This window comes from Bradyrhizobium diazoefficiens USDA 110, from assembly GCF_000011365.1.
In the GTDB taxonomy this organism is placed as follows: domain Bacteria; phylum Pseudomonadota; class Alphaproteobacteria; order Rhizobiales; family Xanthobacteraceae; genus Bradyrhizobium; species Bradyrhizobium diazoefficiens.
Genome location: NC_004463.1, coordinates 7,373,150 through 7,399,229, shown reverse-complemented (window position 1 = coordinate 7,399,229; position 26,080 = coordinate 7,373,150). Strand labels below are relative to the sequence as shown.

Sequence of the window (26,080 nt, the reverse complement as noted above, 5' to 3'; positions counted from 1 at the left end):
CCGACCTTACGCTGTGGCCCGGTAGTCCGGCGCCGTCGCCAGGAACTTCGCATAGGCATCCGCATCCGGCGGCTGGAAGTGTCCGGCGAGCCCGCCGCGCTTCTGGTTCCTGGCGCCGATATCGGCCATCAGCTCGTCGAAATGGCGATAGTGATAGGGCGCGACGCACAAGCCGCCATAGACGCCGGCGGCCGGCCGCTCGACGCGCTTGAAGTGCAGCATCATCTCGATGTTGTCGCGCATCGCCTGCGCCGTCGGCTGGTTGGCGAGCTGGCCGTCGGCGTAGCGCACCAGCCAGTTGGCGGCGAGATCGGCGCAGAGCACGGTGCAGAAAGAGGAGTTGAAGCCGACGAAGCCAAGCTCCGGCAGATCGGGGTTGGCGATCAGCCGGTAGAGCCGGTACTGACCGTCCGCGTCGACCAGTTTCTGCTGATAGGCCGCGGGCAGGAACGGCACGCCGAGCTTGTAGCCGATCGCGAGCACCGCGACGTCGGCGCCGACGCGCTCGCCGCCGCTCATCACGATGCTGTCGCCCTCGTAATAATCGAACGTGCCGAACACCGCCTTGATGCGACCGTCCGCGACCATCGGATAGAAGCCGGGCGTTGCGATCGGCACCGAGCAGTTGACGCCGTCCTCGATCCGCTCGTTCGGCACCATCTTGCACGGGCCAAGCTTGAGCTGCGCCTTCAACAGGCTCTCCAGCCCGCGCCAGTTCGCCCAGATCAGGGGCGCTGCGATGCGGTGTGCGAGCCGCGCCATCGCGCTGGCGCCCCAGCCCGGAAACATCTCCTCCTGCGCACGGATGTAGAGGATGCGCTTGAAGTTCACGAGGCCGCCGATGAAATAGGGGATGCGCCAGACCGGCTCGCGCATCACGATGGTGACTTCGCGTGCGCCTGATTTCACCGCGTTCACCGCGATGTCGGTCGCCGATTTCGAGCCGCCGAGCACGACGACGCGGCGTCCTTTCGCCAGCGCGGGATCGCTGTATTTCGACGAATGCAGGATCTGGCCGCCCTGCGCCAGAAATCCGTCCTCGCCCGGGCAATGCAGCTCACGCGGCTCGTTGAACTGCCCGATGCAGACCGCGACGAAATCGAAATCCTCGTTCGTCGCCTTGCCGTCCTTGGTGGTCAGCGCGAGCGTCCAGCCCGGCTTCCCGTCGGCGCGGCGCGCCATGCCGGCGACCTCGGTGTTGAGGCGCAGCATGCGGTCGAGGCCGAAGCTTTTGGCGTAGTCGGCGAGATAGGCGTGGACCTGCGGCCCGGTCGGCCATTCCGGATAGACGTCCGGCATGGCGCGATCGGTGTAGCGGTAGAGATCCTTCGGGCTCTGGGTCTGTACGTCAGGGTAGGAGCGCGCAGGCTCCCAGACGCCGCCGAGATCGCCACTGCGCTCGAGAATGGTGACGCGGTGGCCGCGGCTGGAGAATGCCTTTGCGGCGGCGAGACCGGAGACTCCGGCGCCGATCACGCAAACATGCTTGGGACTGACCATGGGATTGCTCGCAATCAGGGTGTTTCGCGCGCAAGCGGCCACGTTCGGCCGCAAGGTGCGGCCGGCGGGGCTGCAAGCTGATGAAAGGCGACGGGGAGGCGGCTGCCTGAGCATGATCCGGAAAAGTGTGAAGCGGTTTTCCGAAAAGATCATGCTCAAACAACAGCTAAAGCGCGGCGATCGCGCTTTAGTCGTTGGCCTCGGGTGGCAGGAAGTCGACCTCGTGCAGTGCCGAGATGCGCACGACCTCGGCTGGGTCGGTCAGATTGTGGAGCTGGTTGAACAGCGCCTCCAGCTTCTGCATCGGCGAGACCCAGAACAGCGCGCGGCAGGGCTTGTCGGATTTGTTGAAATAGCCGTGCGGGATGCCGCGCGGCATGCGCACGAGGTCGCCGGCATGGGCCTTGACCCAGACGCCGTCGAGCTTGAGGTCGAGCGTGCCCTCCTGCACCAGGATGAACTCGTCCTGGGTCGGATGGATGTGCACCGGCACGAACTGGCCGGGATCGCTGTTGGTCTCGAACGCGAAGGTGGAGTCGGTGACGGCCTTGGGGAAATAGACCTGACCAAGGATGTTCCAGCTCTTGCCGCCATAGCCCGTGCCAACAGCGGTTATGCCCTTTTCGAGTGCAGTCATGGCTCGCTCCTCATGGATTCCGGCGAGGATGGAGCTTCGGCCAGCGACCGGCTGCCTGTCTATCCGCTAAACGAATCCGGATGGAGCTTTTGCCATGCAGCACGACGATTTTGCGACGCGGCCCTTTCCGCGTCCAGGGAACTATTATAGGCTTAAAGCAATTCCGTGACGCGAAGCGTGGTCGACGATGTCCGCAGCCGTGCTGGAAATGAGCGCAAGTGCGTCCGCAGCAGAACGGCTTGCGGACTTTGCCCGCGTCGCCACCGATGATGTCGATGAGGCGGCCGAGCAGATTGGACGCATCTTCTGTCCGCACGATCTCAAGCCGGCGCAGGCGCGGGCGGCCGGCTTCTCCGCCCGGCACAATTGCGCGGCGTTCGACGGCTTTTCCATCAACTACGTTACCTATGGCGGATCGGTCAGCATCGATCCCGGCTGCCTCGAGCGCTTCTTCCTGCTGCAGGTTCCGCTCACGGGCACCGCCCGCATTCGTGCCGGCGCCGGCGATTTCGATGCCGTACCGGACCGGACGGCGTCGCTGCTGTCGCCGACGATCCCGACCCGGATGATGTGGAGCGACTGTGCCCAAGTGATCCTGCTGCTTGACCGCCGCATGGTCGAGCAGCGCGCCGCGGCCTTGTCGGGGAGGGTCGCGGGCACGGTCGAGTTCGATCCTGTGATCGACCTGGACGCGCCGTCGGGGCGGGCCTTGCGGACCAGCCTTGGCGGGCTGATGACGCTCGCCGAACGTCTTGGCCCCTCCGGCAGGCTTTCACCGGTCGCGACCGCAGATTGGCGGGAGGCGCTGCTCGATCACCTGCTCAATGGCCAGCGTCACGGCCTGTCGGATGCGATCAGGACGTTCTCGGGGCAAGCCGAGCGTCTGCCGCGTGCGCTTCGCGTGGCGCGGGACCGTCTTGCGGACAATGCCGGCGAGCCGCTCGACCTTGCGCAGCTTGCCTGCGCCGCCGGGATCGGCATCCGCGCGCTCCAGCTCGGCTTCCGCCGTCATTTCGGGGTTTCGATCTCGGAGATGCTGCTCGACATGCGCCTCGCTGGTCTGCACGCCCGGCTCGCGCAGGCCCGGCCCGATGCCTCCATCACCGAGATCGCCTTCGATCTCGGCTTCACTCATCTCGGCCGCATGGCCGGCGCCTATCGTGAAAAATTTGGCGAGACGCCGTCGGCAACGCTGCGGCGAAGGATGAGCTAGCGCAGAGAGCTACTTTCGCGACCGCGTCGTGCCGCTGTCTTCAGCTGCTTGCCTGCGCAAAAAGCCCTCGACATCGGCCTGCACCGAGTAGGGCGTCGGGATCGGGTCGCCCACGGAATCGACGGCGGTGTCGAGAGAGCGGCGCAGCATGCGCGCGAGCTCGGCCTTACGATAGGGTTTTGTCAGAAGCGGGGCGCCCTTCGTGGCGCGGCCCTGCGCGTGCATCGAGTCGTAGGCGTATCCGGAGGTGAACAGCACCCGCAGGGACGGCCGCGCGGCCACCATCTGCTCGGCGAGTTCGCGTCCGTTGATGCCGCCGGCCATCACGATGTCGGTGAACAGCAGGTCGAACGCCTTGCCCTCAGCGGCGATGGCGAGCGCTTCGGTCGCGTTGGCGGCGGGGATGACCTTGTAGCCGAGGCTCTCGAGCTGGACCGTGACGTATTGGCGGACGTCGCGATCGTCCTCGACGCAGAGGATAGTCTCCTGTCCGCCCACGACCTTGCGATCGTCATAGCCGGCGGGGCGCAGAGTGCTGGTCTCGGCCTTCGGCAGATAGATCGTGAATGTCGTGCCGCGGCCTTCCTCGGACGCGACCTTGATGCCGCCGCCGGATTGCTTGACGAAGCCGAACACCATGCTGAGCCCGAGCCCCGTGCCCTTGCCGACCTCCTTGGTCGAGAAGAACGGATCGAAGATCCGCTCCAGGATCGCCCGCCGGATGCCCGTGCCGGTGTCGGCGATCTCGATCTCGACATAGTCGCCGGCATAGCCGGCGCCGACCGCCACGGCCTCGCGCACGCCGAACACGACGTTGCGTGTGGTCAGGGTCAGCCTGCCGCCGTCCAGCATGGCGTCGCGGGCGTTGATCGCGAGGTTGAGCAGCGCCGAGCTCAGCTGGCCGCGGTCGACGAAGGCGAGCCAGACCTTGCTGTCGAGCTTTGTCACGATCTCGATCTTCTTGTCGAAGGTCGCCAGCAGCAGTTTGGCGAGCTCCTCGAGCAGTTCGTTGACGTCGATCTCCGTCGGCTGCAGCGCCTGCTTCCTTGCAAAGGACAGCAGGCTCGAGGTCAGCGCGGCGCCGCGATCGGCGGCCTCGCTGATCAGCTTGGTGATGGTTGCAAGCGGCGGATTGTCCTTTACGGCGTCGGCAAGGATCTCGATCGTGCCGGTGATCACGGTGAGCATGTTGTTGAATTCGTGCGCGATGCCGCCGGTGAGCTGCCCGACCGCCTCCATCTTCTGGGCCTGTATCAGCTGCTCCTCGGCGGCGCGCTTCTGGGTGATGTCCTTGACGAAACTGTTGATGATGGTGCGCCCGCCAAGCCGGAGGGCCGTGCCCGACGCCTCGACCAGGATCGCATCGCCGTTCCTGTGCAGCAGGCTCACCTCGAAGCGAATGCCGATTGGCGTATCCGACAGTTCCGGCAGCAGCCGCATCATGCGCTGCCTGAAGCCGGCGCGGAGCGGCTCGGCGACGAGGAGGTCGACGACGTCGGCGCCGATGGCCTCCTGCCGCGACCATCCGGTCAGGGCTTCGGCCTGAAAGCTCCATTCCACGACGATGCCGCGTTCGTCGGTCTGAATGAAGGCGTCGAGCGCGGTCTTGATGACGGCTTGCGTCATCTGTGCGCTCTCGGCGACGGCCTTCGCCCGATCGGCCAGTTGCGCGGCAGCCCGCTCGGCTTGCGACGTCTCGATCGCGCTCGTGCAGAGACGCGCGAGCAGCACCGCAACGACACCGCTCGCCATCAGGGCGATGAGCTGGGCCATGCCGAACCCGCGCGGGCCGGCGGTGCCGGTCATGGCATAGGAAGCGAGAAGGAGTGCGGCGGTCACGACGACCTGGGTGGCCATCGCAAATGTCACAACCCCCCTGAGTTTCATGGCCTCACACCCAAGACGCCAGCCGCGGACCGTACCGGCCCCGTCCTGTCGAGGAGTCCGGCATTATGTGAGCTACAGATTCCGTGCGTTTCCGTCGAGGGGCAATTTCAGGTGGCGCAGGACGGCCGGCCGGCCCGGAAACGAGGCCCGGCCTGCCTCGGGCTTCAACCCGCCGGCGAATCGGTCTGGCGCAATGTCGTCACCCAGATCACGCGCGCCGCCTGCTGGGTCGGGTTGTCGAACATGTGCGGCACGATGCTCGGGAAACGAAAACTGTCGCCGGCCTCGAGCACGTGGGCCTGGTTGTCGAGCCACAGCCGCAGGCTGCCGGACAGGATGTAGCCGGCCTTCTCGCCGGTGTGCTGCAGGAAGTCGGTGCCGGACGAGGCGCCGGGATTGAGCGTGAGCTCGTAGAGTTCGAGCTGGCCCTTGCCATCGGGGGTGAGCGCTTCCTTGACGACGCCGCTCGCGGTGAGGCGCAGCAGCCGACGGCTGTTCTTGCGCACGATGTAGCGCTGCACGTCGCCGGGATCGGTGGTCTCGAAGAAATAGGAGATCGGCACGTCGAGCGCGATGCTGAGCAGGCGCAGCGTACGGATCGACGGCATGGCGCGCGCGCGTTCGAGCTGGCTGATCATGCCGTTCGAGAGGCCGGTCTTGTTGGCGACGTCCTGGATCGAGAGGCCGGCGCGCTGACGCAGCAGCCGCACGGTTTCGCCGAGGCGCTGGTCGACCGCATCGTCGGTCTCGATCGTCGGAGCGTCCTTCGGACCGTTGGTATCGCCGCGACCATCCATGTCGCTCTCCCATGCATCATCTCAGCCTTGGACCGCATCGGTCCGAGGCTTCAGTCGGAGTGAAAAGGTCGCGCATACTAGCAATGCGATTGACAGCTGTATTTAGTCATGATGAACTTTTGATCGAAAAATTTAGAAGCACTAAAGCCCACTCCTGTCCCCTGCCGGGGTCTCGGGGCGCGGGAGACGGTGCCGTGTGCGACAACGGAGAGTGGGTCATGGCAAACGACACCGGCAGGTTCGGCGTTGGGGCAGTGCATCTCGGTAGTCCGAATCGCCGTCAATTCTTCCAGCTCGGGGCCGGCGCCGCGGCGGGATGGAGCCTCGCAGGCAATGCCTTCGCCCAGACCGAGCGCCCGACCAATCCGCCGGACAAGCCGCGCGGGCAGGTGATTGCGGCGCTGTCGCAGGAGCCGACCGTCTTCCATCCGCTGATGCCCGGCATCGAGGTCGATCAGGGCGTCTGGTGGCAGGTGTTCTCGCTGCTCTGGTACATCGATCCCGAGGGCAATTTCGTTCCCGATCTGGCGCGCGAGGTCCCGACCATCGAGAATGGCGGCCTGTCGGCCGACGGCCTGACCTGGAAGATCAAGCTGCGCAGCGACGTGAAGTGGCATGACGGCACGCCGTTCACGGCGGACGACGTGAAGTTCTCGCTCGAGCTGATCAACAATCCCGATTTCCGCGCGCGCAGCCGCGTCGGCCACAGCCTCGTGAAGGACATCAAGGTCGTCGCGGCGGACGAGATCCACTGGCGAATGGAAGCTCCCTATTCGCCCTATATGTCGATCCTGGGATCGCTGACCTTCATCGTGCCCAAGCACATCCTGGAGAAGGTGTCCGATCCGAACGCCTCGCCGTTCCACAATGCGCCTGTCGGCACCGGACCGTTCCGCTGGGGTGAGCGCGTGCCCGGCGACCACATTCTCCTGAATGCCCACACCGGCTATCACGGCAAGGGGCCGTACGTGGAGCGCGTGGTGTTCAAATACATCCCCGACCTCACCGTGCTCTACACCCAGTTCCGCACCGGCCAGGTCGACTACACCGGCCTGCAAGGCATCCTGCCGAACTTCGTGCAGGAGGCGAAGACGCTGAAGGGCCGCAAGATCTTCGTCTCGGCGACGTCCTCGGTGGAGCATATCGCGCCCAACCTGGATTTCGGTCCCTTCGCCGACCGCGCGGTGCGCGAGGCGCTCTACCTCGCCATCAACAAGCAGGCGATCATCGACGCGCTCTATTACGGCCTGCCGACGCAGACCGAGAGCTTCGTGCCGCAGCAGGCGTGGTCGTTCCAGAAGGGCCTGCCGCAGCACAAATACGATCCCGCCAAGGCCAATGCGCTGCTCGATGCGGCGGGATGGGTTCGCAGCTCCAGCGGCGTTCGCGAGAAGGGCGGCATCAAGCTCGAATTCACCAACTCGACGACGTCAGGCAATGCGGTGCGCGAGCAGACCCAGCAGCTCCTGGTCCAGGACTGGCGCGCGATTGGTGCTGCGATGCGCGTCAACAACATGCCGGCGGCGGTGATCTGGGGCGACTTCTGGCAGCAGTCGAAGTTCAACTCGGTGCTGGTGTCGGTGAACTTCATGCTGGGCAGCGACCCCGACGTGACGCCGCGCTTCGGCTCCGGCGCCATTCCCGCCAAGGGCGGCCGCGGCTACAACACCTATCAGTACCAGAGCCCGGAGGCCGATCGTCTTCTCGCCGAAGGCGCCAAGCAGTTCGATCTGTCGCAGCGCAAGACCACCTATGGCGATCTGCAAAAGCTGATCCGCAACGACCTCGCGATCCTGCCCATGTTCCAGGGCTTCATCGCCGAAGGCGTGAAGGAAGGGCTGCAGGGTTTCCGTCCCAACATCAACACCTCCATCAATTGCTGGAACATCCGCGAATGGTACTGGGCCTGATGGCTCCGGCTCGCTGGATCGGCTGAGATGGCCCGTTATGTCGTCAATCGCCTGGCGCAGGCGATCATGCTGCTTGTGATCGTCTCGGCGATCGGATTCGCCCTGCTGCATCTGGCGCCGGGCGGTCCGCTCTCGCAATTTGCTGCCTCCGCGCAGATGACGCAGGAGGATCTCGACCGCGTCACCAGGCAGCTCGGCCTCGATCGGCCGCTGCCGATCCAGTATCTCGACTGGTTCGGCCGCATGCTCAAAGGCGATTGGGGCAAGTCCTACCGCGACGGCGAGGCGGTGCTGTCGGTGATCTCCTCGCATCTCGGCGCAACGCTGGAGCTGATGGCGACCGCGACGATCATTGCGGTGCTGCTCGGCTGCTGGATCGGTATCCTTGGCGCGCTGCGCCGCTATTCGCTGTTCGACACGCTCGCAACCGTCGGCGCCATGATCGCGCTGTCGATCCCGACCTTCTGGTTCGGCCTCGTCACCATCTACGTGTTCTCGGTGAAGCTCGGCTGGCTGCCGGCCGGCAACCGCGAGACCGTCGGCGACGGCTCCTTCCTCGACCTGCTGCATCATCTGATCGCGCCCGCCCTGGTGCTGGCGCTGGTCGAGACCGCGATGTGGGGCCGCTTCATGCGCTCCTCGATGCTCGAGGTCATCAACCAGGATTACATCCGTACCGCGCGCGCCAAGGGCATGCCGGAATGGCGGATCCTCACCGTGCACGCGCTTCGCAATGCGCTGCTGCCGATGATCACGGTGGCCGGCCTCCAGTTTCCGACGCTGCTCGGCGGCGCGCTGGTCGCCGAGACCGTGTTCACCTGGCCCGGCATGGGGCGTCTGTTCCTCGATTCCATCGGCTACCGCGACTATCCCGTGGTGATGGGCATCCTGATGTTTTCGGCGACCATGGTGCTGATCGGCTCGCTGCTCGCCGACATCTTCTATGCCGTCGTCGATCCGCGCATCCGGGTGGGTTAGCGATGACGAGCGCGGTTCTCTCCACCGACCAGCTCGCGCCCGGCCAGGCCGCATGGCGGCGCTTCCGCCGGCACCGGCTCGCGCTTGCGGGCGCCGTGATCATCCTCGTTCTCGTCCTCGGCTCTGCGTTGGGTCCTTACCTGCTGCCGTTCGACGACACCTATATCGACATCATGAAGCGGTTCGCGCCGCCGCTCTCGGGCGCACACATCCTCGGCACCGACGAGCTCGGCCGCGACGTGCTGGCGCGGCTGATGATGGGCGGACGGGTGTCGCTCTCGATCGGCATCGTCGCGATGGTGATCGCGATGGCGGTCGGCATCGCCGTCGGCGCCTTCGCCGGCTTCTATGGCGGCGTGGTCGGTGCGGTCCTGATGCGGCTCGTCGACGCCGTGCTGTGCTTTCCGACCATCTTCCTGCTGCTTGCGCTCGCCGCGCTGACCGAGCCCGGCCTCGTCACCACCACCGTGCTGATCGCGGCGACCGCCTGGATGAGCGTTGCCCGCGTCGTCGAGGCCCAGGTTCGTTCGCTCAGGGAGCGCGAGTTCGCGGTCGCCGCCGTCGCGTTCGGCTCGTCGAACCTGCGCATCATGTTCCACGAGCTCGTGCCCAACGCGATCGCGCCGATCGTGGTCGCGGCGACGCTGAACGTCGCCAAGGCGATCCTGCTCGAATCCTATGTCAGCTATCTCGGCTACGGCATCCAGCCGCCGGCCGCGAGCTGGGGCAACATGCTCAACAACGCGCAGATCTATCTCACCAGCGCGCCGTGGCTCGCCATTGCGCCGGGCCTCGCCATCACGCTCGCGGTCACGAGCTTCAACTTCCTCGGCGACGGCCTGCGTGACGCGCTCGATCCCAGGATGAATATCCCATGACGAGCAAGAGCTCGATCGAACTGAAGTCCAGGAGTGTCCGATGTCCCCGCCGCTCAACCGTATAAATAGCGACGAACGCCTGCCGGCGCAGGCCGACGTCGTCGTCATCGGCGGCGGCGTCATCGGCGTCTCGGCGGCCTATCATCTGGCGAAGAAGGGGCTTTCCGTCGCGCTCGTCGAGAAGGGGCATGTCGGCGGCGAACAGTCGAGCCGCAATTGGGGCTGGTGCCGCCAGCAGGGCCGCGCGCGTGAGGAGATTCCGCTGGCGCGCGAGGCGCTGCGGCTGTGGGAGGACATGCAGAACGACGCCGGCGTCGATGCCGGCTTCCGCCGCACCGGCGTCTTGTTCCTGACCAAGAGCAAGGACGAGCTCGCCGGCTGGGAACGCTGGGCCGCGATCGCGCGCGAGCAGCAGGTACACTCCACCGTCCTGACGCCGGCGGAGGTCGCCGAGCGCATGCCAGGCAATGCCGACAAATGGGTCGGCGGCCTGCACACGCCGAGCGACGGCCGCGCCGAGCCGTCGATGGCCGTGCCCGCGCTTGCGACTGCCGCGCGAAAGCACGGCGTTACGATCCACCAGGGCTGCGCCGCGCGCGGGCTGGAGACGACCGGCGGGCGGGTCAGCGCCGTCGTCACCGAGAAGGGCACCATCCGCGCGCAATCCGTGCTGCTCTCGGGCGGCGCGTGGTCGTCGCTGTTCTGCCGCCGTCACGGCATCGAGCTGCCGATCGGTCTCGTCAACGCCACTGCATGCCGGACCACACCCGCGCCGGAGATTACCTCAGGGGCGCTCGGCACCGACTTCTACTGCATCCGCCGCCGCCTCGACGGCGGCTTCACGCTGGCGCTGCGCAACCGCGGCACGGTGGAGCTGTCGCCCGATCTGTTCCGTTACGCCCGCACCTTCTGGCCGACCTATCTGCATCGCCGCAACGGACTGAAGATGTCGTTCGGCAAGTCGTTCTTCGACCAGCTCATGCGCGGCACCAGCTGGAGCCTCGACAAGCCGTCGCCGTTCGAGACCGAACGGGTGCGCGACCCCGCGCCCGACATGTCGCTGGTCAATGCGGCGCTATCAGCGCTGATCAAGTCGAACCCCGAGCTCAAGGACATCGAGATCGCGGAAGCCTGGGGCGGCACGATCGACTGCACGCCCGATACGATCCCGGTGATCTCGCCGGTCGATGCGCTGCCGGGCTTCTTCCTCGCCACCGGCTTTTCCGGCCACGGCTTCGGCATCGGCCCTGCGGCCGGCAAGCTCGCCGCCGACATCGTGACCGGTTCGACGCCGCTGGTCGATCCCGCGGCCTACAGCCACAAGCGCATGATCGACGGCCGCCGGCTCGCGCCGGTCAGCCCGTTCTGAGGGCCTTGGCCGCATGACGGTTCTCTACAAGGCCAACATGGTGCGCGGCGCGGAGTGGGCGCGCTTCTTCGCGGAGCGCGCGCCGCATCTGCCGTTCCGGCTCTGGCCCGACATCGGCGATCCCGCCGAGGTGCGCTATCTCGTGGCGTGGGTGCCGCCTGACAACATCGCGGCGACCTTTCCAAACCTCGAGCTGGTGTTCTCGGTCGGCGCCGGCGTCGACCAGTTCGACGCCAGCAAACTTCCACCGCACATCCCGCTGGTGCGCATGCTGGAGCCCGGCATTGCCGAGACAATGGTCGAATACGTCACCATGGCCGTGCTCGCCCTGCATCGCGATCTCCTGCACTTCATCGCCCAGCAGAAAGAACAGGTCTGGCGCGAGATCCGGATCACGCCGGCGAAGCGGCGGCGTGTCGGCGTGATGGGGCTCGGCCAGCTCGGCCAGGCCGTGCTCGAACGCCTCAAGGCGTTCGGCTTCCCGCGTCTCGGCTGGAATCGCTCGCCGCGCGAGATCGAGGGCGTTATCTGCCATGCGGGCATGGACGCCTTGCCCGACTTCCTTGCGCAGACCGACATTCTCGTCTGCCTGCTGCCTCTGACCGATGAGACAAGCGGGATACTGAACGCGGACCTGTTCGCGCGCCTGCCGCGCGGCGCCTCCCTGGTCAATGTCGGGCGCGGCCCGCATCTCGTCGAGGCCGATGTCCTCGCGGCTCTCGACAGCGGCGCACTCTCGGGGGCTGTCCTCGACGTCACCGATCCCGAGCCGCTGCCGGCGGGCCATCCATTCTGGAGCCATCCGCGCATCCTGCTGACGCCGCACAACGCCAGCATGACCACGCCGGATACGGCCGTCGACTACGTGCTCGACGTCATCGCACGTCACCGTCGCGGCGAGGATCTGCCGGGGCGGGTTGATCGCAGCCGTGGTTACTGAGGGGGATGGTGATTTTGACATCGGTGCGGCCACGGGCTCAGTTCACCTCTCCCGCTTGCGGGAGAGGTCGGCGCGTAGCGCCGGGTGAGGGTTCTCGCCTCTTGGGGGTTCTCGATTGTAGAGACACCCTCTCCCCAACCCTCCCCCGCAAGCGGGGGAGGGAGCGCACCGTCTGCGCGGCATGTGCAGGGGGCTTTGCATGAGTATCGGTGCGAGCGGAGCTCACAAAGTGATCGCCGACGCGCAGGCACCTGTGCTGTCGGTTGCCGGCCTCGTCACCTCCTTCATGATCGAGCGGCGATGGATTCCCGTCGTGCGCAATGTGTCATTCGACGTCGCGCCCGGGGAGACCGTGGCAATCGTCGGAGAGTCGGGCTCTGGCAAGAGTGTCACTGCGCTATCGATCATGCGGCTCATTCCGAGAGACATCGGCCGCGTCGAAGGGCGCGTCACGCTCGCCGGCCGCGATCTCCTCGCGCTGCCCGAAGCGAGCATGAAGGACATCCGCGGCAACGACGTTGCCATGATTTTCCAGGAGCCGATGACGAGCCTCAATCCGGTGCTCACCATCGGCTTCCAGATTGCGGAAGCGCTGATCCAGCATCGCGGCATGTCGCGGGCGGCGGCCGAGGCCGAGACCGTCCGGCTGCTCGATCGCGTCCGCATCCCCGCCGCGAAATCTCGCTTCCACGAGCATCCGCACCGCTTCTCCGGCGGCATGCGCCAGCGCGTGATGATCGCGATGGCGCTGGCCTGCAAGCCGAGACTCCTGATCGCCGACGAGCCGACCACCGCGCTCGACGTCACCATCCAGGCCCAGATCCTGGAGCTCCTGAAGGAGCTCCAGCAGGAAGAGGGGATGTCGATCCTCTTCATCACCCACGACATGGGCGTGGTCGCCGAGATCGCGGACCGCACGGTCGTGATGTATGGCGGGCAGGCGGTGGAGACCGATGCGACGTCGCGCATCTTCGCCGCGCCCTCGCATCCCTACACCCGCGCGCTGCTCGCGGCGGTGCCTCGCCTCGGCTCGATGGACGGGCGTCCGCGGCCGATGCGGTTTCCGATTGTCGACAAGGTCACCGGCACCTCGGATGAGCCGACCGAGACACCGGATACGGTCTCGACTGCCGAGCGCCCGCTGCTCGAAGTCTCGAACCTCACCACGCGCTTTCCGATCCGCTCGGGCCTGTTCGGCAAGGTCTCCGGCCGCGTCCACGCGGTCGAGAACGTCTCCTTCACCTTGCACGCCGGCGAGACGCTGGCGCTGGTCGGCGAATCCGGCTGCGGCAAGTCGACGACCGGCCGCTCGATCCTCAAGCTGCTCGAGCCGGACAGCGGGACGGTTCTGCTCGACGGCCACGATGTGCTGGCGATGAACGGCCGCACCTTGCGCGACTTCCGCAAGCAGATGCAGATCGTGTTTCAGGATCCGTTCGCGAGCCTCAATCCGCGCATGTCGGTGGGCACGGCGATCGCAGCGCCGCTGCTGGCCAACGGCCTCGCCACCGCTGCGCAGGGGCGCGACAAGGTCGCCGACCTGCTCGTGCGCGTCGGCCTGACCGCCGACATGGCCGCGCGCTTCCCGCATGAATTCTCCGGCGGCCAGCGCCAGCGCATCTGCATTGCGCGGGCGCTCGCGCTCGGGCCGAAGCTGATCGTCGCGGACGAGGCGGTTTCGGCGCTCGACGTCTCGGTGAAGGCGCAGGTCGTCAACCTGATGCTCGACCTTCAGGCCAGCATGGGCCTTGCCTACCTCTTCATTTCCCACGACATCGCGGTGGTCGAGCGCATGAGCCACCGCGTCGCGGTGATGTATCTCGGCGAGATCGTCGAGATCGGCCCGCGCGCAGCTTTGTTCGGCAATCCGCAGCATCCCTATACGAAGAAGCTGATGGCCGCCGTGCCGGTCCCCGATCCCGCGCGCCGCGGCACCAAGCGCGAGGCCTCCAACGACGAAATCAGGAGCCCGGTGCGCGCGCCGGACTACCAGCCGCCGGTGCGGCAATATCGCGAGGTCTCGCCTGGTCACGTCGTCCAGGTGTGGGGCGAGGAGTGGTCGGCCTGAGGCGCGCAGGATGCGGTACGTTTCCGATGACGTGACCAAACGCATGAGTTGACGTGTACGAAGCAGGCAAGTGTAGATAGGTTTGATGTCGGCGAAAACGCCGGGCAGATGCAGACTCGTCCTCCGGAAATCGTGACCGGATCGAGCGACAGGGAGCTGCGGAATGTGAACGATCTCATATTCCATCACACTCTCCTCGAGCTACCAATTCCGCAAGAAATTGCCGCACCCGAAGCTAACTGACAGACACGGGTGAGATGCAATGCCTGCGAAGCCGCGTGCTCGCAGCTTTGGATTGGCTCTCGTCTTGCTCGCGAGCAAGCCAGCCCCATCACTCAGCACAGATTTTTCAGAAATTGGAATCAGGGGAATCGCAAGACGCGTCCACGAGGCTGCCTCTATTCGGGGTCGGCCGGTAGGCTGCTACTTACCCAAGAAGGAGCTCACCAATGAAGCTAGGCGATGCAGTTTCCAGTGCAGTGTCCGAAACGAGGCAAGTCGGCAATCTTCGGATCGCTCGTTCCAGCCTGATCAAATCGGCCCATCTTCTTGAAAGAATTGGGCTCGCAGCCGTTGGGGCCTCTTGCGGCCTCTATGTGGGCGCGACCCTGTTGCGTCAGAGAGACGGACTGTTTGAAAGCGGCTGGATTGTGCTGATGACCACGCTCTACGGAGCTCTCAGCTATTATGTTGGAATCGATTTGTCTCGCAGTGTCGCTCGGAAGTCGATCTCGAGCCTCTCGGAAGAATACACCGGTTCCGAGGCGGTTGAGATCATGAGTGCGGCCGGAACGTTCGTCGCCGCCATTGCCGCAACCCTGTCAGTCAGCATCCTTGTCCTTGATCAAAATCTCCCCAACGGCCTGATAGGCTTTGTTGCCGGCTGTTGGGTGGTTGGCTCTTCGCTTCAAGTTGCGGCGGGCACGATGGCTCGCAGCTACGAAGCGTCGATGGACAAGGAATGAAGGACTGCGCTCACGGAAAGCGTCTGCCAGGCGTGGTGAGGCGGGCACGAGCCGCAGTGTTGGAGGGGGCCTCAGGTACGGGGTGAGTAGCCACGACTCATTGCAACCTCCGTCGTTCAACGCTGCGTGCTGACGATTCTTGGTAGCGCTGCCGTTCGCATCGGGCAATGCCGCTGCTTGGAAGCCCTATCAGTACTGAGCAACCTGAGTTTATCGCGCAACAAACAAGACGTGCCATCATGACGATGTTGGGATATCGTCCCCGCGCCGTGGTCCAAAATTCTGCTAACCGCCAACCACAGGATCGGTGGAGCCAATGCAGATTGCGGAGTGGCTCGAGAAGCTGGGACTTGGGCAGTACGCAGAGCGTTTTGTCCAAAATGGCGTCGACATGGGCGTCCTTCCCGAGCTGATGGACGAGGACTTCGATAAGCTCGGAGTCCTGCTCGGCCATCGCCGTAAAATGCTGCGTGCTATTGCCGACCTCGATCCCGCCGCGTTGATCGCATCGCCGGCTCCTCCTCACGACGCCGAGCGGCGCCACCTCACCGTCATGTTTTGCGATCTGGTCGGCTCGACTGCACTCTCGGCGCGTCTCGATCCCGAGGATATGTGGGAAGTGATCCGGGCCTATCGCGCTGCCTGCGCGAGGGTCATTTCCGCCTATGACGGCAGCATAGCGAGGTTCGTCGGCGACGGAATACTCGTCTATTTCGGCTATCCGCGCGCCCACGAGGATGACGCGGAGCGCGCAGTGCGCGCGGGCCTCGACGCCATCTCTGCGATGCGACAGCTCAAGACGAGCGGCGACGAACGGGTTGAGTTGCGGATCGCAATCGCGACCGGGCTTGTGGTGGTCGGCGACCTCATCAGCGGAGATGCGTCAGAGGAGAGCGCAACGGTCGGCGATACACCAAACCTCGCTGCCCGGCTCCAGAGCCTGGCGGAGCCGGGAGCGGTCGTCGTTGCCTCGTCGACGCGCCGGCTGCTCGGTGATCTCTTCACTTTTCGTAACCTCGGCCGCCGCGAGGTCAAGGGGATATCCGAACCCATCGCGGTCTGGGCGGTCGAGGGAGCGCCCGCATCGGAAAGTCGCTTCGAGGCGGTCCACGCGGCGCGCTCGATCGGCTTTGTCGGCCGCAAGGAGGAGATCGAACTCACGCTCTCGCGCCAGCGGTTGGCATGGCAGGGGCAAGGGCAGATGGTGCTGATTTCCGGCGAAGCCGGCATCGGCAAGTCGCGCATGGTCGCAATGCTGTCCGAAAGCCCCGTGTTGGGGGCGCACCGCCGCGTGCGATATCAGTGCTCGCCGTACCACACCAACAGTGCGCTTCATCCCTTTGTCGCGCAACTCGAGCGCGCTGCCGGCATTTGCTCGCACGACACGCCCGGGCAAAAGCTCGACAAGCTCGAGGCGATGCTGGCGCTTGGAACGCAGCAGGTTGCCCGGGCGACGGCGCTCATTGCGGCACTGCTTTCGATCCCAACCGGCGACCGTTATCCGCCGCTCGGTCTGAGCCCGGCGCAGCTGCGGCGACAGACCTTTGCCACCCTTCTCGATCAGCTTGAGGGATTGGCGCGAGAGCAGCCCCTGCTGATCATCTGCGAGGATATGCATTGGGCCGATGCCACGACACTTGAACTGTTCGATCTCACGGTCGACCGGATCAGGCGACTGCCGATACTCGTGCTCATGACGTCGCGGCCGGAGTTCGAGCCCTCCTGGTCGGGCCTTGCCAACGTCACTCTGTTGCGGCTCGACCGGCTCGATCGGCAGGACACGCGGGCGCTGGTCGAGCAGGTGACTGTCGGTCGCCAGCTGCCACGCGAGATGATGAAGCAGATCATCGACAGGACGGATGGCGTCCCGCTATTCGTCGAGGAATTGACCAAGATGGTGCTGGAGTCCGGATGGCTCGTCGAAGGTGCCGGGCGCTATCGCCTCGAAAGTCCGCTCCCGCCGCTCGCTATTCCCGCGACGTTGCAGGATTCGCTGATGGCGCGGCTCGACCGGCTGGCTCCGGTGAAGGAGGTGGCGCAGATAGGCGCCGCCATCGGCCGCGACTTCTCGTACGCGCTGCTGAGATATGTGGCGGGACGCGATGATCTGACGCTGAGCGCTGCGCTGGGGCAACTCGAGGAGGCCGAACTGCTGGTGTGTCGCGGGGCTCCGCCCGAGGCAAACTACAGTTTCAAGCACGCTCTCGTTCAGGAGGCGGCCTACGAGAGCCTGCTCAAGAGCAAACGGCAGGTGCTTCACACGCGCATCGGCGATGTCCTGCGCGAAAAGTTTCCAGTCGTCGCCGAGACCGAGCCGGAAGTTCTGGCACACCACTTCACCGAGGCTGGGCTGAACGAGGTCGCCCTCGAGTGGTGGCGCAAGGCGGGCCAGCAGGCGCTGAAACGCTCGGCCTATTCCGAGGCAATTGCGCATCTCGGCAAGGCGATTGCCATCGCCGATGAGTTGCCTGACGAGCCTCGCCGGATGATGAGCAGGCTGCATCTTCAAATCGCATATGGCCGCGCGTTAAGGGGCGGCCTCGGGCACAGCGCCCCCGAAACGGTAGCCGCATGGACGCGCGCCCGGCAGTTCGCTGCCGACATCAATGATCCGGTGGAACTTGCGCCGATACATTCGGGCCTCTTCAATGCCTGTCTGACACACGGCGAACTTGCTCCAATGCGGGAACTGGCCGACGCCATCATGAGTGCCGCGGAGCGACGACCGGACGCGCCGGTGGCCGCCGTCGTTGCGCATTGGACAGGCGGCGTCACCTGCTGGTTCGGGGGCGACTATTTGAACGCGAGAACGCATCTCGAGCGGGCACTGGCGATCTATGGTGCCGAGCCGGATCCCGCGACGTTCAGGCCCTCGGCGCTGGATCTGCCGTTCGTGATCATGAGGTTTCTTGCTCTGGTGCTTTGGCCGCTTGGCAGCATCGCTCGCGCGCGCCGGCTCGCAGCCGAAGCGGTGAGCGCTTCGGGAGAACAACGGGCGCTGTCCCGGGCCAATGCGCTTGTTCATCGGGCCGTGTTCGACGGACTGTGCGGGGGCATGTTGCAGCAGACGGATACTATCCTGGCGCTCGGTCTCGCGCGCGACCACACGATGCCGCTGTACGTGGCCGCCGGTACCTACCTGAATGGCCTCGCAAAGTGGCGTGCCGGCGACCGGATGGCCGGACTGACGGACATGCGCCGCGGATGGACCATGCTGCGCGAGAATGACTGCTACCTCTGTGAACCGTTTTGGGGGATGCAGGTCGCGATGGCGGATGCAGAGGTGGGCCAACTCGAAACCGGGCTGGAGATCCTGAGCGAATTGATCGCATCGGCGGCACAATCCGGTCAGCACTGGCTTGATGCCGAGCTGCATCGCGTCCAGGGCGAGCTTTTGTCGCGACATGACCCTCCGGACGGTTCCGGGGCCGAAAATGCCTTCAGCCGGGCGCTGGAAATCGCACGACACCAACGGGCGAAGAGTTTCGAGCTGCGCAGCGCCCTTGGACTTGCGCGCCTGCACAAGACAAATGGCCGAGCCGGCGCGGTTTTCGAACTGCTCGCTCCCGTCCTCGCCGAATTCGAGGCGGAACGAAATCTTCCCGAAGTCGAAGAAGCGAAAGAGCTGCTTAGGAATGGGCGTTAGCCGCGCCGCCATTCGATCGGCGCAACCGGCGCGCCGACTTCAAGCCGGAATAGGTCGGCATCCTGGTCTTCGATTCGGGGAGCCGTAGTCTTCCGGTTTTGACACAGCTTAACCTAATGTGGTGAAAGCTAGATACGCTTCTCTTGGTTGTGAACGCGAGTCTGCTGCGGCGGCGAATCCCGATCTCGGCTAGCACCAATGTTGTCGGATTGCTCAGTGCCTCAAGGCGCAGACTCCATCCCAGGGCCGGGCCATGCGGCGATTGGCTTGCCTTCGCTGGGGCAGGCGCAGCGACCAAAGCCCATTGGAGATCCAGTCGTGGTTCGCTTGCATGTCGAACGTTTCATTCGCAGCCGGATTGTTCGCCGATCCTTGGCGCTCGGGATCATCGCTCTGAGCGGATGGACCCTGTTGCCGTATGTGACCTACCGAATCGCTCCCTCCGCCTATGTCAATGCCGAGCTCATGCGGGTGACTGCACCGATGGCGGGTCAGCTCTCGTCAGATCTTCCACGCAAGGGTGAATATTTCCAGCGCACCCGGGTGGTGCCGCTGGTCGAGGCGCGTTCGCCGGATCGCCGGCACCTCATGGACCTTGATCAGCAGCTTGCCATGTCCACCAAACGCGCCGAGCTCGCACGTCGGCAACTGGAGGAAATCGCCGAGCTCGATCGCAAGCTCGGCGAGCGCAGCGAGGACTATCGTTTGGGGATGGTGGCACGCCTGAGCCACGAGATCGGCGAAACGGAAGCTGAAAAAGGCGGCTGTCTCGCCGAGGCGCGGCAGCGGAACGATGTCGCGGGCCGGATGGAGAGGCTCGTGAAGCTCGGCATCAGTTCGCAGATCCGCTCCGGTGAGGCCCAGGCCTCGCAGGAGGCAACCGCAACGCGGTGCCAGATGGCCGATGAACGCCTGCAGCGCCTCAAGACCGAGATGGGGGCGGTCGAGAAGGGCATCTATCTTCGTGGCGATGCCAATGACGTGCCCTATTCTCAGCAGCAGCGCGAGCGGCTTGTCCTCCGCCGCCAGGAGCTCGAGACGGACCTGTTGCAGAACAGCTCACGCGCCGCGCAGCTGGCCGCGGAAATCGCAGAGGAACGCACTCGACTTGATCGTCTCGATCACTACGATCTGTCCTTGCCCGCAGCCCATGTGGTCTGGTCGGTAGCGGCCAGCCCGGGCTCGATGGTCACGGAAGGGCAATCGGTCTTCGATTTTGCAGATTGCGAGCGCCGGTTCATCGTTGTTGAACTCCCCGAGCGTGATTTCGAGAAGATCAAGGCCGGAGATGCGGCTACCGTCCGCCTGATTGGGAGCCGCGAATGGAAGACCGGCCAGATCCGGCAAGTCCGCGGATCGGCAGCCTACGGCGATGATCGGCTGCTTGCGGCTCGGGTGCCGCGGCCTGATCCGGGCAACATCACCGTAGAGATATCGCTTCCGCCCAATGAGACGTCGGCCGATCGCAACGGCTCCTGCGATATCGGACGGTTGGCTGAGGTGCGCTTCGAGCGCAGCGCCGACGGCCTGCTACGATTGGTCAGCTCGAAGTTGAAATGGCTGACCGCTCGCCTGGAGCTCGACCAGTCGTCCCTGTAAGCGAGATGTTCCATGCAGGTCATGACTCTGCCTCTCTCTCAGCTGTTCGCGCCGATGCTGGGCATCTTTGCGGCGATGTATCTGTTGGCGCCGACCTTTCCAGTCGCGCGCCCTTGGGCGCGAGTCTCGGTCTTTGTCGTGGTTTGGCTCGTGGTCGCCCGCTATCTCGAATGGCGTATTTGCACCACCGTGCTGCCGGCAAGCGGGAGCTGGTATCAGGTCGGCTGGATCTGGTTCTGTCTGTTCGTCGAGCTTCTGACCTTCACAGATCAGTTCATTCTCTATCTGACTTTCCTTCGCAGGACCGATCGCCGCAGCGAAGCAGATCAGCACGAGCGTCGGCTTCGCAGCCTGCCGGATGACGAGCTGCCCTCGGTCGACGTCTTTATTCCGACCTATGACGAGCCATTCGAGGTGCTGGAAAAGACGATCACGGGCGCGCTGTGCCTGGGCTATCCAAATTTCCAGGTCTGGGTCTTGGATGATGGTCGCAGGCCTTGGCTCAGGGAACTCTGCAAGCAAAAGGGCGCCGGCTATCTCACGCGCGCCGACAACTTGAATGCCAAGGCCGGCAATATCAATCATGCCCTGACGAAGACGAGCGGCGAATTCTTCGCGATCTTTGATGCGGACTTCGTGCCGCAGCGCAATTTCCTGATGCGCACGATGGGCTTCTTCGCCGATCCAAAGATCGGAATCGTTCAGATCCCGCACACCTTCTACAATGAGGACCCGATGCAGGCGAATCTCGGCCTGCACAGGGGACTGCCGGACGAGCAACGGTTCTTCTTCGATTCCATCATGCCGGCGCGCGACGGCTGGGATGGTGCCTTTTGTTGTGGTTCCAACTCCGTCACGCGTCGCGCAGCACTCCGCGCGGTGGGCGATGCCTTGCCGACCCAGTCCATTACGGAAGACATGTTGCTGACGCTGGTCCTGCTGCGCAAGGGGTACGTCACTCGCTATCTACGCGAGCCGCTGGCGATTGGACTGGCGCCGGAAAGCCTTGACGCCTTTTTCGTGCAGCGGCAACGCTGGGCGCGTGGCGCGATCCAGACGCTGTATCTCGCCGACGGCCCGCTCGGCCCCGGACTGGGCTTGATGCATCGGCTCCTCTTCTTTCCGACGCATTGGCTCTCAATGGGCCTGCGGGCGCTCGCGGTCGTGTTGGTTCCGATCGTGTTCATGTGGACTGGGCTAGCGCCTGTCGTCGACGTCACTCCTGAGTCGGTCTTCTATTACTTGTTTCCCGCGATCCTGGCGCTTAACGGCGGCATCTCCTGGTTCGCGCCGCACGAGCACTTTCCGCTCGCCGCTCAGGTATCGGCGACTATCCAGAGCTTCAAGATCTTGCCAACGGTGCTCGGGACTCTCGTCAAGCCGACGGGGCATGCGTTCAGGGTGACGCCCAAGGGCGCTGCCGCGCGACGCGCAAGCTACGCCGCGGAGATATTCTGGCCATCGGCGGGTCTGATGGCGTTGACGGTCGTCGGCGTGGTTCTCAACACCATCCCGGAATGGCGGATCATCGATCATCCGGGCGCTTTACCGATGGTCGCCTTCTGGTCGGTCGTGAACATCGTCGTGCTCTTCTTCGTCTGCATGACCTCGCTGCAGGCGCGGATGGGACGTGCCGAGGAGCGTTTCGATGTCGATGAATCAGTCTTGATCCTGACTGGGACCGGCGAGGTGCTTTCTGGGCGCGTGAGCAACGTCTCCCTCTCTGGCGCCGGCGTTCTGCTCGGCGCCGGCATTGACTGTCCTCGCGCTGGAGAACCGCTGCGCGTGCACATCGCGCAGGTGGGGTGGATCGACGCGATGGTCATGCAGCAAAGAGGCCATCTCGTCGGGCTGCAGTTCCATTTGCCGCAGTCGCTTGAACGAGACCTGCTGATCCGGAAGCTCTTTACCGTCGCCCGCCTGAGGGGCAACGGCGTCATCGCGTGCTCGGTGAACAGGGCGATGCTCAAGAACATCTGGTCAATGGCCGCGCCGTTGCCCCACATTGTTGCAGGCGGCGCGAAGCCCGCGTCGTTTTCGCCGACCGAACGTCTGCCGGCAGAGAGCCTGGTCATTCGGCCTCAACCGCGGATCGACGACTTGGCACATTTTGCCGGAGTTCGAAGCCTGCATCCGGCGAGTTTTACTGAACCTCACTTTGGTCGAGTGGCCGGCACAGTGCTCGAGGCCGTCAAGCTGAGCTGATTGCTGTGTTATCCTTCTCGTCCGATCAGTCCATGGGCTATCGATCGACGGTCAGGCCGCTCATCGATGCCGTCAGTCTCCTTCCGGTGCTCTGCCAAAAACCTCAACCGGAACGAGCAACCATTCCTTAGCCCAAGGCGTTTACGGGGTTGAGGGTGGAGGGAGCGTCTCTTGATCGATCACCGTAGTGATGTTCGCCCGGGGCGTCTGACGCTCTGGGCCTCCGCATTTGTGGCGGTCGCTTGCTTGGCGATGGTCGCGCTCAGCGGCTGGCGGGAGTGGTCCTCGCGACAGACGCTGCTGAAGGGCTCCGAAACGGACATGGCCAATCTGGCCCGGTCGGTGACGCAACACGCGGACGATACGTTCGAACTCGCGGACACCGTTCTCAATGTGTTGGTTGGCCAACTCGAACTCGAGGGAACCAGCCCGGCGGCAATCGCCAAGATTCAGACCTTTCTTTCCCGGCGCAAAGCCGCGAACCGGATCCGCGCCGTGTTCGTCTATGACGAGACCGGCCGCTGGCTCGCGACCAGCGAGCCTGTGGATTTCGCCAGTCTCAACAACAGCGACCGAGAGTATTTCCAGCATCATCGCGCCATGGCTGATCGGGGAACCTTCATCGGGCCTCCAGTGAGGAGCAGGTCGGGCGGGCAATGGATCATCACCGCGTCAAGGCGCTTCAATCATCCTGACGGCAGTTTTGCCGGAGTGGCTCTTACCACGATCGATGTCGACTACTTTCTGCAATTCTATCGCGGGTTCGACGTTGGCCAGAACGGCTCAATTTCACTGGCGACAGCGAAAGGCATTGTCCTCGCGCGTAGCCCGGACAACGGATACACGGGCCGCGATCTGTCGAAGGCACCGCTCTTTAGGAATTTCCGCGAGCGGCCGGCTGCGGGCGTCTACTACTTCACGTCGCCTCTCGACGGCGTTCGGCGACTGAGCTTTTATCAACTGAGCAGTCGCTACCCCGTTCTCGTGGTTGCGACGGAATCGGAAGACGACGTCTTGGCGCCATGGCGCAGGGCCGCGCTGATGCGCATGGCTGCGGTGCTGGGACTGATAGGAGGGCTCGCTGTTGCAGGGCTTTTGCTGGTGCGCCAGTTGCACCTGCGGCAAAAGATGGCCGCCGCCCTGATCGCCAAGGAGGCGGATTTCCGCCTCCTTGCGGAGCAGTCGGGAGACATGGTCATGCGCATCGCGCTCGATGGACGCATCCTCTATACGTCGCCGTCCAGCGCGCGGGTTCTCGGCTGGGCTCCGAACGAATTGGTAGATACGTCGGCCCTTGCCGGCATAAATCCCGCGGACCTGGCCCGGGTTGAGCAAACGATCTCCGCGCTGATGAACGGCGAAGCCGAGGAGGCTAGAATCACTTATCGCACTCGGCATCGCGAGAAGGGCGAGGTCTGGATCGAAACCGCGCTGCGCGTCGCAAGGAGTGCGCAGAGTGGAGACATCAACGGCGTGGTGGCGATCTCGCGCGACATGACCGAACGTAAGGACCTGGAGGATAAGCTGTCGGCTCTCGCCAGTTCGGATGGCCTGACGGCCCTGGCAAACCGCAGACACTTCGACGAGCGGCTAGAGGCGGAATGGGACCGGGCGAAGCGCGAAGGAACGCCTCTGTCGCTGTTGCTGATGGACGTCGATCATTTCAAGCGTTTCAACGATCAGTACGGGCATCAGGCGGGCGATGCATGTCTTCGCTCGGTCGCCGGGGTCCTGGCGGAGCAGGCCAGACGGCCTGCAGACGTAGCCGCTCGGTATGGTGGTGAGGAATTCGCCTTGCTGCTGCCAAACACCGACATGGGAGGGTGCGAGCAGGTCGGCGAGCGAATCCGGCAAGCGATTCAGGACCTCGGCATCCTCCACGCGCTCAACCCGCCATCCAAGCAGGTCACCCTCAGTATTGGTGGCGCCACACATATGTCGTTCGCCGACAAGGCGGATTGCACGTCGTTGATTGTGGCTGCGGATAAAGCGCTCTACGCCGCCAAGGAGAGCGGACGCAACCGCCTTGTGATGTCAGGGCAAGTCGTCGCGTGGCCCGGCTCGATACGGGCTTGAAGAGCAGCCCTCGCGCGGCGCGGCGTGCGCCTCACGAATTCACGTGCACGAAATCCCGCAGCAGCGGATAGATCTCGTTGTTCCAGCGCTTGCCGGAGAACACGCCGTAATGGCCGACGCCGGCCTGCATGTGGTGCACGCGGCGATAGGCGCGCACGCCGGTGCAGAGGTCTTGCGCGGCGAGCGTCTGGCCGATCGAGCAGATGTCGTCCTTTTCGCCCTCGACCGTCATCAGCCCCATGCGGCTGACGGCCTTGGTGTTCACCGGCCGTCCCCGATGCATCAGCTTGCCCTGCGGCAGCAGATGCTCCTGGAATACGTCGCGCACGGTCTCGATGTAGAATTCCGCGGGCAGATCCATCACCGCGAAATATTCGTCGTAGAAGGTCTTGATGGTTGCCGCCTTTTCCTTCTCGCCCTTGGCGATGTGGTTGGCGAGGTCCATGTGCTGCTTGATGTGCCGCTCGAGATTCATCGAGACGAAGGCGGTGAGCTGCACGAAGCCCGGATACACCTTGCGCAGCGCGCCGCGGCACTGCACCGGCACGTAGTTGATCAGGTTCTGCTCGAACCAGTCGATCGGCCTGCTCTTGGCGAACTCGTTCACCCTGGTCGGCTGGATCCGCGTGTCGATCGGCCCTGCCATCAGCGTCAGCGTGGCCGGCCGCGAGGGATGGTTGCCTTCGCACATGACGGCGGCGGCCGCGAGCGCCGAGACCGACGGCTGGCAGATCGCCACCATATGCGGGCGCGGGCCGAGCTGGCCGAGGAAGTCGATGAGATGATCAGTGTAGTCGTCGAGCCCGAAGCGGCCCTCGCTGCGCGGAATGTCGCGCGGATTGTGCCAGTCGGTGATGTAGACGTCGTGGTCCTGGAGCAGCGTCTTCACGGTGCCGCGCAGCAGCGTCGCGAAATGGCCGGACATCGGCGCCACCAGCAGCATGCGCGGCTGCTCGGGCACGCCCTGCTTCTTGAAGTGCAGCAGCGAGCCGAACGGGGTCGCGTAGGCGATTTCCTCGGTGACGGCGACCTCACGGTTGCCTACCATGACGCTGTCGATGCCGTAGGCCGGGCGATGGTAGGTGAGGGTGGAGCGCGAGATCAGCTCCAGCGCCGCCGACAGCCGGCCGACGACCTGGTGCGACACGCCCTGCGGCACCAGGTTGAGGAATTTGAGCGCAGACGAGGCGCCCGCGCGCCACGGCGCCGTCAGGTCCATCTGGTTCTGAAAGGCTTGATAATACATCGACATCATACTGAAGCGCCCACCTGTCCCATGGTGCCATGCAATATCGAAGCCAAAACTGAGTCAAATCGCCCGTAAAACTGGCACATCGCTTGCTCTTCAAGCGGGGTGTACACATTGGAAGCACAGGTAGTGGGCATGCCGCGGGCCGGGCGGGGTGCCCATC

The 26,080-nt window shown here is 64.5% G+C and carries 17 protein-coding genes; 12 read left to right on the top strand and 5 right to left on the bottom strand.

What is annotated here, in order from left to right; all coding sequences use genetic code 11:
• Positions 1-6: 6 nt before the first annotated feature.
• On the bottom strand, positions 7-1,500 hold the full coding sequence (locus BJA_RS34045) for a flavin-containing monooxygenase (protein WP_063921534.1): 1,494 nt from the start codon (positions 1,498-1,500) through the stop codon (positions 7-9).
• 187 nt (positions 1,501-1,687) lie between these two features.
• Positions 1,688-2,137: a cupin domain-containing protein gene (locus BJA_RS34040; RefSeq protein ID WP_011089457.1), complete on the bottom strand. Its 450-nt coding sequence runs from the start codon at positions 2,135-2,137 to the stop codon at positions 1,688-1,690.
• 187 nt (positions 2,138-2,324) lie between these two features.
• Between BJA_RS34040 and BJA_RS34035 the strand changes: the two genes are divergently transcribed.
• Positions 2,325-3,350 (top strand): AraC family transcriptional regulator, encoded by a 1,026-nt coding sequence (locus tag BJA_RS34035; RefSeq protein WP_011089456.1) that lies wholly within the window; start codon positions 2,325-2,327, stop codon positions 3,348-3,350.
• 9 nt (positions 3,351-3,359) lie between these two features.
• Here BJA_RS34035 and BJA_RS34030 read toward each other — a convergent pair whose 3' ends face one another.
• Together BJA_RS34030 and BJA_RS34025 are read right to left on the bottom strand one after the other, a co-directional pair.
• Complete coding sequence (locus tag BJA_RS34030) at positions 3,360-5,237, bottom strand: ATP-binding protein (RefSeq protein WP_011089455.1); 1,878 nt, start codon at positions 5,235-5,237, stop codon at positions 3,360-3,362.
• Positions 5,238-5,401: 164 nt separating this feature from the next.
• Complete coding sequence (locus BJA_RS34025) at positions 5,402-6,034, bottom strand: cupin domain-containing protein (RefSeq protein ID WP_011089454.1); 633 nt, start codon at positions 6,032-6,034, stop codon at positions 5,402-5,404.
• Positions 6,035-6,252: 218 nt separating this feature from the next.
• On the opposite strand from BJA_RS34025, the gene BJA_RS34020 reads away from it, so the two are divergent.
• The 11 genes from BJA_RS34020 (at position 6,253) to BJA_RS33970 (ending at position 24,668) form a co-directional block, all read left to right on the top strand.
• Positions 6,253-7,944, top strand: coding sequence for a peptide ABC transporter substrate-binding protein (locus BJA_RS34020; protein ID WP_038967661.1), 1,692 nt, complete (start codon positions 6,253-6,255; stop codon positions 7,942-7,944).
• Between the two features lie 27 nt (positions 7,945-7,971).
• Positions 7,972-8,922: an ABC transporter permease gene (locus BJA_RS34015; protein WP_011089452.1), complete on the top strand. Its 951-nt coding sequence runs from the start codon at positions 7,972-7,974 to the stop codon at positions 8,920-8,922.
• Positions 8,923-8,924: 2 nt separating this feature from the next.
• The gene (locus BJA_RS34010; protein ID WP_011089451.1) at positions 8,925-9,800 is read left to right on the top strand and encodes an ABC transporter permease; all 876 of its coding nucleotides are present in this window, start codon (positions 8,925-8,927) and stop codon (positions 9,798-9,800) included.
• A gap of 40 nt (positions 9,801-9,840) precedes the next feature.
• Entirely contained in the window at positions 9,841-11,169 is a 1,329-nt protein-coding gene (locus BJA_RS34005; RefSeq protein ID WP_011089450.1) for an NAD(P)/FAD-dependent oxidoreductase, read from the top strand.
• Between the two features lie 13 nt (positions 11,170-11,182).
• Positions 11,183-12,109 carry a 2-hydroxyacid dehydrogenase gene (locus BJA_RS34000; RefSeq protein WP_011089449.1) on the top strand — a complete coding sequence of 309 codons (927 nt, stop codon included), beginning with the start codon at positions 11,183-11,185 and terminating at the stop codon, positions 12,107-12,109.
• A gap of 199 nt (positions 12,110-12,308) precedes the next feature.
• Positions 12,309-14,177, top strand: a complete 1,869-nt coding sequence (locus BJA_RS33995; RefSeq protein ID WP_178372670.1) for an ABC transporter ATP-binding protein — start codon at positions 12,309-12,311, stop codon at positions 14,175-14,177.
• 449 nt (positions 14,178-14,626) lie between these two features.
• Entirely contained in the window at positions 14,627-15,142 is a 516-nt protein-coding gene (locus tag BJA_RS33990) for a hypothetical protein (protein WP_011089447.1), read from the top strand.
• Between the two features lie 316 nt (positions 15,143-15,458).
• Positions 15,459-18,788: an adenylate/guanylate cyclase domain-containing protein gene (locus tag BJA_RS33985; protein WP_038967663.1), complete on the top strand. Its 3,330-nt coding sequence runs from the start codon at positions 15,459-15,461 to the stop codon at positions 18,786-18,788.
• Positions 18,789-19,106: 318 nt separating this feature from the next.
• Positions 19,107-20,387, top strand: a complete 1,281-nt coding sequence (locus BJA_RS33980; protein ID WP_236842121.1) for an HlyD family efflux transporter periplasmic adaptor subunit — start codon at positions 19,107-19,109, stop codon at positions 20,385-20,387.
• A 12-nt stretch (positions 20,388-20,399) separates the two neighbouring features.
• On the top strand, positions 20,400-22,592 hold the full coding sequence (locus BJA_RS33975; protein ID WP_011089444.1) for a glycosyltransferase: 2,193 nt from the start codon (positions 20,400-20,402) through the stop codon (positions 22,590-22,592).
• A gap of 252 nt (positions 22,593-22,844) precedes the next feature.
• Complete coding sequence (locus BJA_RS33970) at positions 22,845-24,668, top strand: diguanylate cyclase domain-containing protein (RefSeq protein ID WP_370163648.1); 1,824 nt, start codon at positions 22,845-22,847, stop codon at positions 24,666-24,668.
• 31 nt (positions 24,669-24,699) lie between these two features.
• Here the strand turns inward: BJA_RS33970 and BJA_RS33965 are convergent, their stop codons facing one another.
• Complete coding sequence (locus BJA_RS33965; RefSeq protein ID WP_011089442.1) at positions 24,700-25,923, bottom strand: polyhydroxyalkanoate depolymerase; 1,224 nt, start codon at positions 25,921-25,923, stop codon at positions 24,700-24,702.
• Positions 25,924-26,080 lie beyond the last annotated feature (157 nt).

What these genes read in the sequence shown, in the direction of transcription:
- BJA_RS34045 (WP_063921534.1), bottom strand. Translation starts at nt 1,500, where the DNA reads ATGGTCAGTCCCAAGCATGTTTGCGTGATCGGCGCCGGAGTCTCCGGT.
- BJA_RS34040 (WP_011089457.1), bottom strand. Translation starts at nt 2,137, where the DNA reads ATGACTGCACTCGAAAAGGGCATAACCGCTGTTGGCACGGGCTATGGC.
- BJA_RS34035 (WP_011089456.1), top strand. Translation starts at nt 2,325, where the DNA reads ATGTCCGCAGCCGTGCTGGAAATGAGCGCAAGTGCGTCCGCAGCAGAA.
- BJA_RS34030 (WP_011089455.1), bottom strand. Translation starts at nt 5,237, where the DNA reads ATGAAACTCAGGGGGGTTGTGACATTTGCGATGGCCACCCAGGTCGTC.
- BJA_RS34025 (WP_011089454.1), bottom strand. Translation starts at nt 6,034, where the DNA reads ATGGATGGTCGCGGCGATACCAACGGTCCGAAGGACGCTCCGACGATC.
- BJA_RS34020 (WP_038967661.1), top strand. Translation starts at nt 6,253, where the DNA reads ATGGCAAACGACACCGGCAGGTTCGGCGTTGGGGCAGTGCATCTCGGT.
- BJA_RS34015 (WP_011089452.1), top strand. Translation starts at nt 7,972, where the DNA reads ATGGCCCGTTATGTCGTCAATCGCCTGGCGCAGGCGATCATGCTGCTT.
- BJA_RS34010 (WP_011089451.1), top strand. Translation starts at nt 8,925, where the DNA reads ATGACGAGCGCGGTTCTCTCCACCGACCAGCTCGCGCCCGGCCAGGCC.
- BJA_RS34005 (WP_011089450.1), top strand. Translation starts at nt 9,841, where the DNA reads ATGTCCCCGCCGCTCAACCGTATAAATAGCGACGAACGCCTGCCGGCG.
- BJA_RS34000 (WP_011089449.1), top strand. Translation starts at nt 11,183, where the DNA reads ATGACGGTTCTCTACAAGGCCAACATGGTGCGCGGCGCGGAGTGGGCG.
- BJA_RS33995 (WP_178372670.1), top strand. Translation starts at nt 12,309, where the DNA reads ATGAGTATCGGTGCGAGCGGAGCTCACAAAGTGATCGCCGACGCGCAG.
- BJA_RS33990 (WP_011089447.1), top strand. Translation starts at nt 14,627, where the DNA reads ATGAAGCTAGGCGATGCAGTTTCCAGTGCAGTGTCCGAAACGAGGCAA.
- BJA_RS33985 (WP_038967663.1), top strand. Translation starts at nt 15,459, where the DNA reads ATGCAGATTGCGGAGTGGCTCGAGAAGCTGGGACTTGGGCAGTACGCA.
- BJA_RS33975 (WP_011089444.1), top strand. Translation starts at nt 20,400, where the DNA reads ATGCAGGTCATGACTCTGCCTCTCTCTCAGCTGTTCGCGCCGATGCTG.
- BJA_RS33970 (WP_370163648.1), top strand. Translation starts at nt 22,845, where the DNA reads ATGGTCGCGCTCAGCGGCTGGCGGGAGTGGTCCTCGCGACAGACGCTG.
- BJA_RS33965 (WP_011089442.1), bottom strand. Translation starts at nt 25,923, where the DNA reads ATGATGTCGATGTATTATCAAGCCTTTCAGAACCAGATGGACCTGACG.